Source organism: Novosphingopyxis sp. YJ-S2-01, assembly GCF_016093175.1.
In the GTDB taxonomy this organism is placed as follows: Bacteria; Pseudomonadota; Alphaproteobacteria; order Sphingomonadales; family Sphingomonadaceae; genus Novosphingopyxis; species Novosphingopyxis iocasae.
The window spans coordinates 93558-106309 of record NZ_JAEDAI010000001.1; the positions used below are offsets into that span (position 1 = coordinate 93558).

At 63.2% G+C, this 12752-nt stretch carries 10 protein-coding genes; 3 read left to right on the plus strand and 7 right to left on the minus strand.

Going from position 1 to position 12752, the window contains the following annotated elements:
• Nucleotides 1-72 precede the first annotated feature (72 nt).
• From I6A82_RS00380 to I6A82_RS00400, 5 genes are all read right to left on the minus strand, one after another.
• Nucleotides 73-1347: a HupE/UreJ family protein gene (locus I6A82_RS00380; protein WP_198093266.1), complete on the minus strand. Its 1275-nt coding sequence runs from the start codon at nucleotides 1345-1347 to the stop codon at nucleotides 73-75.
• On the minus strand, nucleotides 1340-2737 hold the full coding sequence (locus I6A82_RS14610; RefSeq protein ID WP_198093267.1) for a tetratricopeptide repeat protein: 1398 nt from the start codon (nucleotides 2735-2737) through the stop codon (nucleotides 1340-1342). The genes I6A82_RS00380 and I6A82_RS14610 overlap by 8 nt, the downstream gene beginning before the upstream one ends.
• A gap of 33 nt (nucleotides 2738-2770) precedes the next feature.
• On the minus strand, nucleotides 2771-3547 hold the full coding sequence (locus I6A82_RS00390) for a hypothetical protein (protein WP_198093268.1): 777 nt from the start codon (nucleotides 3545-3547) through the stop codon (nucleotides 2771-2773).
• Complete coding sequence (locus I6A82_RS00395; RefSeq protein WP_187334517.1) at nucleotides 3547-4236, minus strand: DUF4331 family protein; 690 nt, start codon at nucleotides 4234-4236, stop codon at nucleotides 3547-3549. The genes I6A82_RS00390 and I6A82_RS00395 overlap by 1 nt, the downstream gene beginning before the upstream one ends.
• Before the next feature lie 206 nt (nucleotides 4237-4442).
• Nucleotides 4443-5156 carry a hypothetical protein gene (locus I6A82_RS00400; protein WP_198093269.1) on the minus strand — a complete coding sequence of 238 codons (714 nt, stop codon included), beginning with the start codon at nucleotides 5154-5156 and terminating at the stop codon, nucleotides 4443-4445.
• Nucleotides 5157-5263: 107 nt separating this feature from the next.
• On the opposite strand from I6A82_RS00400, the gene acs reads away from it, so the two are divergent.
• Together acs and ggt are read left to right on the plus strand one after the other, a co-directional pair.
• Entirely contained in the window at nucleotides 5264-7207 is a 1944-nt protein-coding gene (gene acs / locus I6A82_RS00405) for an acetate--CoA ligase (RefSeq protein WP_198095419.1), read from the plus strand.
• A gap of 61 nt (nucleotides 7208-7268) precedes the next feature.
• Nucleotides 7269-9095 carry a gamma-glutamyltransferase gene (gene ggt / locus I6A82_RS00410; protein ID WP_232343178.1) on the plus strand — a complete coding sequence of 609 codons (1827 nt, stop codon included), beginning with the start codon at nucleotides 7269-7271 and terminating at the stop codon, nucleotides 9093-9095.
• Between the two features lie 10 nt (nucleotides 9096-9105).
• Here ggt and I6A82_RS00415 read toward each other — a convergent pair whose 3' ends face one another.
• Nucleotides 9106-9846: a Crp/Fnr family transcriptional regulator gene (locus I6A82_RS00415; RefSeq protein ID WP_198093270.1), complete on the minus strand. Its 741-nt coding sequence runs from the start codon at nucleotides 9844-9846 to the stop codon at nucleotides 9106-9108.
• Nucleotides 9847-10078: 232 nt separating this feature from the next.
• Here I6A82_RS00415 and I6A82_RS00420 point away from each other — a divergent pair, with 232 nt between their 5' ends.
• Entirely contained in the window at nucleotides 10079-11812 is a 1734-nt protein-coding gene (locus I6A82_RS00420) for a class I adenylate-forming enzyme family protein (protein WP_442945034.1), read from the plus strand.
• Between the two features lie 25 nt (nucleotides 11813-11837).
• On the opposite strand, the gene I6A82_RS00425 is transcribed toward I6A82_RS00420, so the two are convergent.
• Nucleotides 11838-12644, minus strand: coding sequence for an SDR family NAD(P)-dependent oxidoreductase (locus tag I6A82_RS00425; protein WP_198093272.1), 807 nt, complete (start codon nucleotides 12642-12644; stop codon nucleotides 11838-11840).
• Between the last annotated feature and the right edge of the window lie 108 nt (nucleotides 12645-12752).

The window sequence follows — 12752 nt, forward strand, 5'->3', positions numbered from 1 at the left end:
CCAACCCCCCGGGGGTGGAAAAGCTCCCGCTTCCACTTGCACCGCGCGCAACTGGTATGGGCGCAGTGTTTCTTAGGCAGCTACAGCGGCCGCGCGGTCCTTGCGCCGGTCCGCAAGCCAGGTCACCACCGCGGCGACGGTCAGGAGGGCGACCAATAAGGGCGAATGGTTCAAGAGCGCATCGATGAAGGCGGCCAGCGGATTTTCCGTCGCGAAAATACGCTCGATCATCCAGCAGATCGCGGCAAAGCCGGCAAAGGCCGCGCCGCCGAGCCGCAGCCAGTCATAATGGCGGGTGCGCGCAAAAATCATCAGCGCGGGCAGAAACGCCAACACCACGCCCAGTTGCACGATCTCGATACCGATATTGAACCCTAGGATGGAGATAATCTCCCGGTTCACGCCAAGCCCCAGGTCTCCGACCAGAGTGGCAAAGGCAAGACCGTGGATAAGGCCGAAAACCACCGCAACCAGCGGCTCCCGCCCCGGAAAGATCGGTCGCCAGGCGTGGATCGCGGACACCAGAATAGAGATGGCAATCGCCACCTCCACCGGCTGCGCGGGCAGGTGCAATCCGAGCAGCGGCGCAGCGATCAGCGTCAGACTATGGCCGATGGTGAAGCTGGTGATGATCTTCGTCATGCCCCACAGGGCATCTTTTGGCGGACGCGGGCCACCCCAACGCTTGCGATTGGCGCTCAGCACCAGCGGCATCGGAAGGAACAGCGCAAGGAGGAAGAGCAAGTGATCGTGCCCCTCCGCAATATGCTCCCCACCAAGACGCACGGCATTGGCAAAGCCGGTCATCGCACTGGGGTGGCCGCGATCGACGGCAAGGCGCATCCGGTCGCTACGCACCGCGCCAATGATCTCACGCTCGTCGCCATACCGACCATAGAGATCGCGTTTGGCGACGAAGAGCACGAAATGCGCCGGGTTCACGTCGACCACCGCACGCCAATCTACCGTGAACTGGCGCACCGGTGCGCCGGCCGGCGGCACCAGCCGCGCAACCGCGTGCAAATCAGGCGGCCCGGCGATCTGCGCAAACTCGGTGTCCAGAAATTCGATTGTCCAGGCGCGCCCGTCCGGACTTCGGATGCCGATATGCTGTTTCAGCCAGTCCTGCGCCTTGGCATAATTTTGCGGCGTCCAGGCAACCGGATTGCCGCTCGCCGCGGCATAATCGCCCAGCGGTACGATGATATCGGCGCGCGCCTCGCTGGGTCCGAAGTCGATCTGCACCTCGCTATTGGGTGTCACATGCGCCGCCGCCGCGCCCGAAAGCATCAGCGCGAACAGCGTCAGAAGCAACGCGATCATCCGTGCCACATGCCGCTCAGCCATGGCCGAACCAGATATAGCTTTGTGCCGGATCGAATATCTTGGGATCGATTTTTTCCGCTTCCGCGCGCGCCGCATCGCTTGCCTTGCCATCACCCATCAGCGCTTCGGCTTCGGCGCGCAAGGCCCAGGCGCGCGCGCTGACCCAGCCCGAGCGATCGACCTGCTTTAGAAGGGCAAGCGCCTTTTCAGGTTGCCCATTGGCCAATTCCGCCGATGCCAACATGATCGCCGTCTGGCCGTGCGGTCGGGTGGCAAAATCGGCCGCCGCGATGCGCAGCGCCTTGGCGGGATCGCCGAGGGCCAGTTCATGTTCCACGGCATGACCGCGCGCCGCGCTGGGCAAGGCGGCCATCCGCCGGTCCCAGATGCCTTGCGCTTTCGCGATCCACGGCTTCGCCTCTGCGATCCGCCCATTGGCGCGCAGCAACGCGGCCAGAGCGTCCATCACCAGCGGATCGTTCGATTGGTTGGCCGCTTTCGCGTATAGAGCGACCGCACCGTTCACATCGCCTTGCAGGGCAAGCATCTGCGCCTGATAGGCCTCGGCCAGCCACCAGCCTTCAAAAGCGCGATTGGCAGCGGCGATATTCCTCGCCGCCATCGCCCAGTCTCCGCTCGCCAGACCGACATCGGCAAGTCGCAGAAAGAAAAAGGCGGCGAGATAGGGGCTCGGCGTTTTGGCGGTGGCACCGGCGCGGCGAATGTCAGCCTCAGCCTCATCAAAACGGCCATGCTTCAGCTCATAAGTGGACAGGCGCGTCAGGCTGCCGATGTCCTCGCTCAGCCGCGCCGATGCCCTGTAATAACGCAGCGCCTCGTCATAATTGCCGCGGTAGAAGGCGATGTCCCCGCGCATGCCGAGCCATTCGGCGCGCCCGGCATCGTTCGGCTGGACCGCAAACCGATCCGCCTGATCGAGATAGCGCTCGGCATCGTCCAGCCGGTGAACGGTTATGGCGTGGGCGGCAGCGGAGACAATCGGGCCGGCGCCCGTCGGCGCGTCCTGAAAGGCGCGCGCCAGTTCGCGGTCGATCGCTGCGAGATCGGTGTAATTGCCGGTCAACGAAGCACGTCGAGAAAGCGCACCGGTATACGCCTCGCGCAGCAGCCATTGGTCGGGGGCGTTTTCGAGACGTTGGCGCGTATTCGCTACAGTGGTTTCGGTGCGCGCAAGTTCGAGGGCGTAGCTGTCCGGGCCGACCACCCGATCGATGCCGATCCCTTCCGGCACCGGCGGCGCGTCTTCGCTGCCCCCGAACAGGCGGATAGCCAGCGCCACCAGCGTGGCAGCGGCGAGAAGAAGGATGACGAACTTCCACAGCCGGCTGGTCGAGCCGCCATGCGGGCGTTCAGGCCCGGTCGAAGGTGGAGGCGCCGTGACGTCCGTCACGCCGCCCCCTTCCATTCAATCATTGTGCACGCTTCACTTGGTGGTGGAGCAGGGCACAAAACCGGCGGTGATCAGATCGTCCCGCAAACCGGCGTGAATTTTCGTGAGTTCACTTGTCAGCTCGTTCACGAACTGGCCAGCGACATCGTCCGCAGGATCGGCGTCGTTATACGGGATTTTCTGGTTCGTCCCGATTAGCGCCGTCGCTACCGCAGGCATGCCCATACGGTCGACACGGACATAGGACGTATCAGGCTGGCTCCGGAAGTTGAAGTTCGCCCCAGCGCTGCTGGCACGCGGCGGCGAACCCTGGGCTTGGCCTAGCCACGGATAACCGCCAGCCATGCTGCGGTCTCCCTGCGCATAGGCGACATCGTTGCGCGGAACGTCCAGCGGCAGGTTCTGGAATGTGAGCGCTCCCTGCGTCGCGCCGCCGCGGGTCTTCGCGCCCAGCTTCAGAAGGATCACCGCTTCGGTGACGTTCGCGACCGGATCACCCACGCGGCGACCGTTCGGGAAGCCCGCTGCCGCGCCGTAGTTCAGCGTCAGCGTGTCTGGGATGATGAGATCGGCCACCGTAGTGCCCGGTGCCACTTCCTGCGTGAGGCATTGCGACACATCGACGGTGCCGGTCGTGCTCGTGGGCGTGGGCGTCGGTGTGGGCGTGGGTGTGGGCGCAGGGGCCGGAGCCGGTGCCGGTGCCGCAGTTGGCGGCGGCGTAGTGTTGGCGTTATTGTCATCGCATGCCGTCAGGGTCAGAGCGATGGCGAGCGGGGTGGCGAGTGCGAGTGCACGCTTGGTGATAGTCATCAGAGCTGTCCTCCCAGACGCAGGGTTTCGGCCCAGACATCGATCGGAACGGCCTGTCCGTTGGCGCTGTTCTGCGGAATACGGCTGCGCGGAATTTCGATCACGATGGCGGTGTCATTCGAATTTGCGAAGAAATCACGCGTGCTCATGATTGAAAGGTTGCCGGTCTGCTTGGATTGGGTGAAGCCCTGCAGATCGAAAAAGAACGGATCGTCGAACAACCCAGCGCGGAAGCGCACTCCGTCGATCGTATTGTCGGCTTCTACCGGTCCGACCAGCGCGTTGCCGCCATTGGTGTTCGGAATACCGGTGATCTGCATGCCATAAGCGTTGGCATTGCTCGGATCCTGGCCGAAGCGAATGCGGATCGGAATGTTGGTCGCGGTGCGCGGCGCCTGGTTCGAAATGTTGATCTTATAGAGAACATCACGGTCATAGGTTGCACCCGCCGTCGTCGGCATCGGGCCGGCAAAGGTCAGGATCAGCACCAGCTTGTCATCGGTATGGAAAGCGAAGACGTCGGCGATATCGGCCGCGTAATCGGGCGTATTATCGACGGTGGGGTCTGTACGCTGCGGCGGATCGCGGTGATCCGCAGCAGGAGCGAACTGCTCCGGCAGCATGATGGCCAGCGGCACGGCGAGCGCCATGGCACCCCCCGCGATCGCCAGCTTGGCAAAACGATTCATGTGGCTTCCTCCTCTAAAGGCGGCGCGGATGGGGACTTCCCCTTGAGCTACCAATACAAGCCTACGCGGCGGATCGCGGGATGGATGCTTTTAGCGCGAAAAATTTTCCCGATATTCTAAGCGCTTATAAATTTTGTTCAGAACCCGGAAAGGAACGGATCCGAAATGAACTCGTCGACGACGACCTGTTCAAATTGCGACGGCACCTATTTCTTGGCGCAAAGCGCATAGCCCGCCGCCGTAAGATCGTCCGCAAAGGCGTCGGTCAGGGCGCCCAGTTCGTCTTCGATATTGCCGACAAAGTCGCCGTCCACATCATCGCCGGGGCCTGCGTCATTATAGTCGGGCTTCTTCTCGAACGGCACGACCACGGTGGACACCAGCGGCATGCCCATGCGGTCCACCCGGTCATATTTGTCATCGTCCTCATCGACGAAATTGAAGTTTCCGCCCGCGGAACTTGCCCGCGGCGGATTGCCCTGTGCGGGGGCCAGATAGGGGAAGCCGGACGGGAAGGCGACGTCGTTGGAAGCTGGGTTCAACGGGATATCGGCGAACCGACGCGCACCTTCCTTCGAGAGATCGAGGAAGATGTAAGCCAGGAAGATATCACCCACCTGATCGGTAAGCTTGCGGCCGTTGGGGAAGCCGGAGGCGCGCGAATAATCGAGCGTCAGCGTATCGGGGAAGATCGTCTGCCCTACGGTGCGACCCGCCGGGACCGTATCGCTTTCCGGAATCCGCTGCGTCAGGCAGTCGCGCACCGAATAGCTAACCCCGCTCGGAGCGGGCGGCGGCGGGGGAACCGGAATGTTCGAGAAATCCTCCTCGGTATCGACGCCGTCATTGCTATTCCCGCAGGCAGGAAGCGCCAACAGCATGGAAACGGCCGCAACGGCGGCAATGGTACGAACGGTCATCAGGCAAAATTCCCCGCTACTGGCCTTGGACGGGCATGCTAGCAGAGGAACCGAGCGCTATGGTAGCCCGTAAAACCAGCGCAGACAGGATCATGAAGGAGAGAGCGATGGCGGACGGCAAGCAGGAAGAGGCGCTGGTGGCACGACCGCGCGGCGGCAAGACGAATTGCACCGCGGAGGAATATGACCGTCTGTACGAACGCTCGCTGGCCGATCCCGACACCTTCTGGGGCAAACAGGCCGAACGTGTGGACTGGATCGAGGAGCCGTCCACCGTCTGCAACAGCAGCTTCGATCCAGTCGACATCAAATGGTATGAGGGCGGCAAGCTCAACCTCTGCCACAATTGCGTCGATCGCCATGTCGAAGACGGCAAGGGCGATGTCACCGCGCTGATCTGGGAAGCCGACGAGCCGGGCGAGGTCCGCCGCCTCAGCTACAAAGAACTGCACGAGGAGGTGCAGCGATTCGCCAATGTGCTGAAAGACATGGGGGTTGCGAAGGGCGACCGCGTGACCCTATACATGCCGATGATCCTGGAAGGCGCGATCGCCATGCTCGCCTGCGCGCGGATCGGCGCGGTGCATTCGGTGGTGTTCGGCGGCTTTAGCCCGGACGCGCTTGCCGGACGGATCGAGGATTGCGACAGCCGCTTCCTGATCACCGCCGATGCGGGCGTGCGAGCCTCCAAGACGGTTCCGCTCAAGAAAAACGCCGATGCGGCGCTCGATAAGCTTTCGTTCGAGGTAAAGACGCTCGTCATCCGCCACCGCAGCGAGGATGTGGCCATGAAGGAGGGCCGCGACATCTGGTATGACGAGGCGGCGAAAAACGTCTCGGCCGACTGCCCGTGCGAGGAGATGGACGCGGAAGACCCTTTGTTCATCCTCTACACTTCCGGCTCCACCGGAAAGCCCAAGGGCGTGCTGCACACGACGGGCGGCTATGCCGTCTGGACCGCGACGACCTTCCATTATGTGTTCGATTACCAGCCTGGCGATATCTACTGGTGCACCGCCGATATCGGCTGGGTGACCGGGCACAGCTACATCGTCTATGGCCCGCTCCAGAATGCCGCCACCAGCCTGATGTTCGAAGGCGTGCCCAATTATCCGGACGTCGACCGCTTCTGGGACATGGTCGAGCGGCACAAAGTGAACATCTTCTACACCGCACCCACCGCGATCCGCGCGCTGATGCGCGAGGGCAAGGAGCCGGTGACCCGGCATGATCTCTCATCGCTGAAACTGCTCGGCACTGTGGGCGAGCCGATCAATCCGGAGGCATGGCGTTGGTACCACGATATCGTCGGCGGCGGCGATGCGCCGATCGTCGACACCTGGTGGCAGACCGAAACCGGCGGCGTCATGATTACCACCCTGCCCCATGCGCATGACATGAAGCCGGGCAGCGCGGGCAAACCGTTTTTCGGCATCGAGCCGCAGCTGCTCGACGCGGACGGCAATCTGCTGGAGGGCGCGAACGAGGGCAATCTGGCCATCGCGCGCAGCTGGCCGGGCCAGATGCGGACCGTTTACGGCGATCATGAGCGGTTCGTGCAGACCTATTTCAGCACTTACAAAGGCAAATATTTCACCGGCGACGGCTGCCGCCGCGATGCCAATGGCTATTACACCATCACCGGCCGCGTGGACGATGTGATCAACGTTTCAGGCCACCGCATGGGCACCGCGGAGGTGGAAAGCGCGCTGGTGCTGCACCCCAAGGTTGCCGAGGCCGCGGTGGTGGGATTCCCGCACGACATCAAGGGTCAGGGCATCTATTGCTACGTTACGCTGAATAGCGGCGTGGAGCCATCGGAGGAGCTGGAGGCGGAGCTGAAAAACCATGTCCGTAGCGAGATCGGCCCGATCGCCACGCCCGATCATCTGCACTTCACGCCGGCGCTGCCCAAGACCCGCTCGGGCAAGATCATGCGTCGCATCCTGCGCAAGATCGCCGAGAATGATTATAGCGCGCTGGGCGACACCTCCACGCTGGCCGATCCGGACGTGGTCGACGGGCTGATCGAGGGCAGAAAAAACCGGTGAGCGGAGGCACCGTTTGACAATCCCGTCGCTCCGTTGAAGGCTGGGGCGACGGAGGAATTTCATGACGATAAAGTTCGCGCTTGCTCTGGCTGCCGCATCGGCGCTGACGGCCCACCCCGTTTTCGCTCAGGCGCAAGATGCCGCCGCAGATCAGGCCGCGCCCGCCCCGCCTCCGCCCGAACCCTCCTTCACCGAAAGCATCGGTGCGGGGGGCAGGCCTGTGGGCGCGATCTGGTCCCGCAGTCCGGTTTACGGCGCGAACGGCATGGCCGCGACGGCGCAGCCGCTGGCGAGCCAGGTGGCCATCGACGTCCTGAAGCAAGGCGGCAGCGCGGTGGACGCAGCGATCGCCGCCAATGCTGCGCTCGGGCTTATGGAGCCGACCGGCAACGGCATCGGCGGGGATCTGTTCGCGATCGTCTGGGACCCGAAGACGAAGAAGCTTTACGGCATCAACGGCTCGGGCCGCTCCGCCAAAAACCGCTCGCTCGCCGAAATGCGCGAAAAGGCGGGCGGTGATCACATTCCCGCCTTCGGATCACTTCCCGTCACGGTGCCCGGCACCGTGGGGGCTTGGTACGATCTGCACGATCGCTTCGGCAAGCTTCCCATGGCGGACAATCTTGCCCCCGCGATCCGCTATGCGGAAGAGGGTTTCCCGGTCTCTCCGGTCATCGCTTATTATCTGCAGGCCAATCTCAAGCGCTTCAATCAGGTGCAGGACCAGATCGAGGAGTTCGACAACGCCCGCGCCACCTATTTCGCGAACGGCGCGCCCGAGGCGGGAGAGATGTTTCGCAACCCCGATCTCGCGAACACGCTGCGCACGATTGCGAAAGGTGGGCGCGATGCCTTTTACAAAGGCCCGATCGCGCGCACGGTCGACGCCTATATGAAGCGGATCGGCGGCGATCTGGCCTATGAAGATTTCGCCGCGCACCAAAGCGAATGGGTCGAGCCCGCCTGTATCGATTATCGCGGCACGGACCTGTGCGAACTGCCGCCCAACAGCCAGGGCTTCGCCGCGCTGGAGATGGCGAGCATCCTTAAGAATATCGACCTGTCCCGCTATCCGCGCGGCAGCGCCGAGGTGCTGCATTATATCACAGAGGCCAAGCGCCTCGCCTTTGCCGATCTCGCCCGCTTTTACGCCGATCCGGACTTCGCAAAGATCGACTATGATCGCCTGCTGTCCGACGCCTATGGGCGCGAACGCTTCGCACTGATCGATCCGGAGCGCGCCACACCCGAATTCGGCCCCGGCGAGGATCTGCTCGAGGGTGAAGGCGATACCACCTATCTCACCGTCGCGGACAAGGACGGCATGATGGTGAGCCTCATCCAGTCCAACTATCGCGGCATGGGATCGGGCCTGGTCGCCGATGGCCTCGGCTTTATGTTCCAGGACCGCGGCGAGCTATTCTCGCTCGATCCCGCCCACCCCAACGCTTATGCGCCGGGCAAGCGACCCTTCCAGACCATCATTCCCGCCTTCCTGATGCGCGGCGGCGCCCCTCTGATGAGCTTCGGGGTGATGGGCGGCGGCATGCAGCCGCAGGGCCATGTCCAGATCCTGATCAACATGGTCGATTACGGCATGAACATTCAGGAGGCCGGCGATGCCGCGCGGCTGAACCATGACGGCGGCCGCCAGCCGACCGATCCGCTCGTGGGCGGAGAAGGCATCGATCCGCTGGGCGTCCTGGCGCTGGAACCTGGAATTTCGACGGAAACGATCGCCCAGCTCGGTGCGATGGGCCACAATGTCGAACTGGTCGACAATGGCGTCATCTTCGGCGGCTATCAGGCGATCCTGCGCGATCCGGAAACCGGCGTCTATGTGGGTGCCACGGAGATGCGCAAGGACGGCACCGTCGCCGCTTACTGACTGCCGGGGGTCAGCTCTCCGCTGGCGGAAACCAGCTATTGTCCATATCGAAATGGCGGTCACGATATTGCGAAATGCGGCGCAGCTGATCTTCGTCGCACAGTTCGATTTCGCGGCGCGTGCGCTTGATAAGCCCTTCGCGCGTCATCTCTTTCAACAGCCGGTTGACGTGAATAGCCGTGAGACCGACCGCATCGGCCAGGTCGCTCTGCGTCAGCGGCACATGCATGACCTTGGTGTCCCTTCCCTCCAGCACGCGCAGGCGTTCTGCGATGGAGAGGAACAACTGCGCGAGACGCGCCTTGCCGTCCGTCCGGCCCAGTGCGCGCAGCCGATCGTTCAGGTCCGCCACTTCCAGCATGCCGAGTGAATAGAACAGGCTCGCAAGGCGCGGCTGGCGCGCGAACAGCTCCCCCATCCTTCGTCGGGGCACAATGCACAACCTTGCATCCTCTACAGCGCGCACTGTGCTGGAGGCTTGGTTGAAGCTGATGCCGGCGGTACCGATCAATTCGCCCGGAAAATAGAAGCGCAATATCTGACGCTCGCCCGCTTCCAGGAAGGTCTCCGAAAGTAGCCACCCTTCCTGCACGATGCATAGGCTGTCACTGTCGCCGCCTTCTTCCCAAAGCTTCTGGCCCGCAGGAATGGTGATGGGCTCCTGCTCCAGCTCGGCAATAACGGATTTCTCTGCTTCGCTCAGATTCAGATAATGCAGCAGACGCTGCACGAAGCAACTGTCAGACGTCACGGTTACGCATCCCCCAAAATCGTATTCCCATCCACGAGCTTGTTCTTCCTAACGCTTTGTTACGGGGAGGCAATCAACCCACGTTAATATCAAATAGCGCGCTACGAGCCAGATCGGCAAGAATATGCTGCCTTCGGATTCAAATCCAGCTGGGCGCCGGATTTTCGACGAAACGGTATGGTGAAACTTGCCGCCTGCCCGTGCAACGGCTAGCCCTTGTCGAGATATGAGCATGGAAAATCCCCCCGCTTCGCCGCCCGCCTGGCCCGCCGCCACCCTTCCGCAGATCGAGGCCGCGCTCTGCGCGCCCGGCCAGCGGTTTGAAATGGAGGAAGTGGACGTGCGCGGCGTAACCACGCGCGCTTGGAAGAACGCTCCGCCAACGCTGGCAGCCCTTGCCGCGCTGTCGCGCGAGCATGGAGATGTCGACTTCACGGTCTATGAAGGCGAGCGCGTCAGTTATGATGCCTGGCACCGTGCCACCGCGAAGCTCGCGCGCCACTTCATCCAGGAAGGGATCACCAAGGGAGACCGGATCGCGCTGGCCATGCGCAATCTGCCCGAATGGCCCGTCATATTTTTCGCCGCGACCGCGATCGGTGCGATCGTGGTTCCGCTCAACGCATGGTGGACCGGCGCAGAATTGGAATATGCGCTGAAGGATTCAGGCGCGCGGCTGCTGGTGTGCGATGCAGAGCGGCATGAGCGCCTCCACGATCATTACGGCGCGCTACCGGGGCTAGAGGCAGTGCTGGTTTCGCGTGGCAATGGCGCCTTGGGCGGCAACGCGCGCGCGCTCGAGGACATTATCGGCAAGACCGCGGATTACCCCTCACTTGCCGACGACGATCTTCCCGTCGTCGATCTCGTGCCCGACGATGAAGCGACGATCTTCTACACCAGCGGCACGACTGGTGAGCCTAAGGGCGCACTCGGCACGCATCGCAACATCTGCACAAACATCTTTTCCAGCGCCTATGCCAGCGCCCGCAGCTTTCTGCGGCGCGGCGAGATGCCACCCGATCCGCCGCCGCGCAATGTCGGCCTGCTCGTCATCCCGCTGTTCCACGTCACCGCCTGCTCGGCGACGCTGACGGGCGCGATGGCGGGCGGCGCGACGCTGATCTTCATGCACAAATGGGATGCCGAAGAGGCCTTTATGATCATCGAGCGCGAAGGCGTGACGCTGGCAGGCGGCGTGCCGACCATCGCGTGGCAGCTGATCGAACATCCCGCGCGCGAGAAATATGACCTCAGTTCTCTGAAGACCATCAGCTATGGTGGCGCGCCGTCCGCACCCGATCTGGTGCGCAAGATTCGTGATGTGATGGGCGCGCTGCCCGGCAATGGCTGGGGCATGACCGAGACGATGGCCACGGTCACCAGCCACAGCGCGGAGGATTATCTGAACCGGCCGGAAAGCTGCGGACCGCCGGTGCCGGTATCCGATATCAAGGTGACAGGGCCGGAGGGAGAGGCCCTGCCGAGCGGCCAGGTCGGTGAGCTCTGGGCGCGCGGCCCGCAGATCGTCAAAGGCTATTGGAACAAACCGCAGGCTACCGCTGAAACCTTCGTTAATGGCTGGGTGCGCACCGGTGATCTTGCGCGGATTGATGCGGAAGGCTTCTGCTATATCGTCGACCGGGCCAAGGACATCGTGATCCGCGGCGGCGAGAACATCTATTCCACCGAGGTGGAGAACATCCTCTACGATCACCCTGCCGTCACCGATGCCGCGGTGATTGCCCTGCCCCACCGCACTTTGGGCGAGGAGCCCGGCGCAGTGGTCCATTGCGCCCCCGGTCAGGAGGCGAGCGAGCTGGAATTGCAGGACTGGGTTCGCCAGCATCTCGCCGCGTTCAAGGTGCCGGTGCGGATCGTTTTTTCGGACGACACGCTGCCGCGCAACGCCAACGGCAAGATCTTGAAGGGCGAGCTGAAGGCGCTGTTCGAGCCGGCCGCCTGAACAACGCCCCCTTCCGCGCCCGCGGTCAGGCGCCGCGATTGCCGCGCGGAGCGATGGGATGGCTCGCCGAAAGCCCGCCATCGACGGGAAGCGCCTGGCCGTTGATATAGCTGGCCTGATCGCTGGCGAGGAACAGGGCCGCGCGCGCAATCTCTTCCGGTTCGCCGCCGCGCTTCATCGGGTTGAGCTGCCCGATCTTGTCGAGCTTCCCCGCCTCGCGCGCATAATCATAGACCGGCTTCGTCATGCCAGTTTCGATCAGCCCGGGGCAGATGCAGTTCACGCGCACACCGGTGCCGTCCAGCTGATAGGCCGCGGTCTTGACGAGGTTGATGACCCCCGCCTTCGATGCCGAATAGCTGGCTGGCCCCGCGCCCGAGCGCAGCCCCGCCACCGAAGCGGTGCAGACGATGGCGCCGCCGCCGCGCGCCTCAATCTTCGGCGCAGCATATTTGATGGCGAGGAACGGCCCGATCAGGTTCACCCTCAACACCTCGGCCCATTCGGACGCATCGCTGTCGAACAGTCCGCCGGGCTTGCCGCCGGTGACACCGGCATTGGCGTACACGATATCGAGCCCGCCGAAGCGGCTCTCCGCCTCCTCCACCAGTGCTTGAACCTCCGCTTCGTCGCCGACGTCCATCTGACGCGCCGCGGCGGTACCGCCGGCCTCCTCGATCAACTTCAGCGTCTCCTGCACCGCATCGGCCCGGTCCGCGATCAGCACCTGGGCCCCGGCCTGCGCAAACAACCGCGCCGAGGCCCGGCCGATGCCCGACGCCGCGCCCGTGACGATAGCCACCTTGCCCGAAAGATCGATGGTGACGCTCATGCTTCGCTCTCCTAAGCTGTTTGCCCGGTATTAGGCCGCCGGACACGCGCTGAGCAACAGGCGAAATCGAAAACGCACCGTACCCCGCCTTCGATGATCCCGGCTGCC